We start from the raw sequence: 1,993 nt of genomic DNA on the forward strand, positions 1-1,993 counted from the left end.
TCCTTGTTGCCCGTGGTCGTGATGAAGATGTCGGCGGTCTCGACCACATCGTCGAGCCTCGCGACCTGGAACCCGTCCATGGCGGCCTGAAGGGCGCAGATCGGGTCGATCTCGGTGACGATGACACGCGCGCCCTGGCCGCGCAGGGATTCGGCGGAGCCCTTGCCGACGTCGCCGTAGCCGAAGACGACGGCCGTCTTGCCGCCGATGAGGACGTCGGTGGCGCGGTTGATGCCGTCGATGAGGCTGTGTCGGCAGCCGTACTTGTTGTCGAACTTCGACTTGGTCACGGCGTCGTTCACGTTGATCGCGGGGAAGAGGAGCGCACCCTCGCGGTGCATCTCGTAGAGGCGGTGGACGCCGGTGGTGGTTTCCTCCGTCACCCCGCGGATGTCGGCGGCGAGAGCGGCCCAGTCGATGTCGGTGGTGGCGAGGAGTCCCAGGACGAGGGCCATCTCCTCGTTGTCGGCGGTGGACGGGTCCGGGACGGCGCCGGCCTTCTGGTACTCGACGCCCTTGTGGACGAGGAGGGTGGCGTCACCGCCGTCGTCGAGGATCATGTTCGGTCCGGTGTGTCCGGGCCAGGTCAGGGCCTGCTCGGTGCACCACCAGTACTCGGAGAGGGTTTCGCCCTTCCAGGCGAAGACGGGGATGCCGGCGGCGGCTATGGCGGCGGCCGCGTGGTCCTGGGTGGAGTAGATGTTGCAGGACACCCAACGCACGTCGGCGCCGAGGGCGACGAGGGTCTCGATGAGCACGGCCGTCTGCACCGTCATGTGCAGGGAGCCGGTGATCCGGGCGCCGGCCAGCGGCTGTGTCGCGGCGTACTCGCGGCGGATCGACATCAGGCCGGGCATCTCGTGCTCGGCCAGGGTGATCTCCTTGCGGCCGAACGCGGCGAGGGAGATGTCGGCGACCTTGAAGTCGGTGAAGTCAGCGGGCGGCTGCGAGGACACGTGCGCTCCTTGGATCGGGGGTGGAGAGGGTGGCGAGGACGTTCTGATGGATTTCGAGGGTCGCCGTCGAGCGGTTGAGGGTGATGTAGTGCAGGCCGGGGGCGCCCTCCGCCAGCAGCCGCTCGGCCATGGAGGTCGCGTGGGCGACGCCGATGCGGTGGCCTTCGGCCGCGTCGTCGCGGGCGTCGTCCAGGCGCCGGGCCAGGTCGTCGGGGAACGAGGCGTTGCTGAGTTCGGCGAAGCGGCGGATTTGGCGGACGTCGGTGGCGGGCATGATCTCCGGGATGATCGGGGTGTCACAGCCGGCGGCCGCCACCTTGTCGCGCAGCCGCAGGTAGTCCTCCACGCGGAAGAACATCTGGGTGATCGCGTAGTCGGCGCCCGCCCGGCACTTGGCCACGAAGTGCCGGATCTCGTCGTCCCAGTCCACCGAGCGCGGATGACGTTCCGGGAAGGCGGCGACGCCCACCGTGAAGGCGCCCGAGTCCTTGACGAGGCGTACCAGGTCCTCGGCATGGGCGAGGCCTTCGGGGTGCGAGACCCACGGGCCGCCCGGATCGCCGGGCGGATCCCCGCGCAGGGCGAGAACGTCGAGCACCCCGGCGTCGGCGTACTGGCCGATGATGTGGCGCAGCTCGGCGACAGAGTGGCCCACGGCGGTCAGGTGCGCGACGGGGCGCAGGGTGGTCTCGGCGGCGATGCGCTTGGTCACCTCCACGGTGCGGTCGCGGGAGGAGCCGCCGGCCCCGTAGGTGACGGACACGAAGGACGGTGCGAGCACCTCGACGCGGCGGATCGCGTTCCACAGGGTGCGTTCGCCGGCTTCGGTCTTCGGTGGGAAGAACTCGAAGGAGAAGGAGTGGTCACCCCGCGCGAGGACATCGCGCAGGCCTGGGCGGGACTGCGAGGACAGCATGGATCTCAACTCTTCCCAGTGCCGTGTCAGCGTGCGTTGAAGTACTTCGCTTCGGGGTGGTGGATGACGATGGCGTCGGTGGACTGTTCGGGGTGGAGTTGGAATTCCTCGGAGAGGTGGA

General features: G+C 69.0%; 2 protein-coding genes. Both read right to left on the reverse strand.

Going from position 1 to position 1,993, the window contains the following annotated elements:
- Positions 1-956 (reverse strand): adenosylhomocysteinase (locus ACIOD1_RS35030; RefSeq protein ID WP_365630634.1); only part of this gene is annotated, 956 nt, incomplete at its 3' end.
- Positions 934-1,872 carry a methylenetetrahydrofolate reductase [NAD(P)H] gene (gene metF, locus ACIOD1_RS35035; RefSeq protein ID WP_365630637.1) on the reverse strand — a complete coding sequence of 313 codons (939 nt, stop codon included), beginning with the start codon at positions 1,870-1,872 and terminating at the stop codon, positions 934-936. The genes ACIOD1_RS35030 and metF, both read right to left, overlap by 23 nt.
- Positions 1,873-1,993: the final 121 nt, after the last annotated feature.

The organism is Streptomyces sp. NPDC088097 (assembly GCF_044741845.1).
GTDB lineage: Bacteria > Actinomycetota > Actinomycetes > Streptomycetales > Streptomycetaceae > Streptomyces.

Excerpts from the sequence above, each read along its gene's own strand:
- metF (WP_365630637.1), bottom strand. The coding sequence starts at position 1,872 with ATGCTGTCCTCGCAGTCCCGCCCAGGCCTGCGCGATGTCCTCGCGCGG.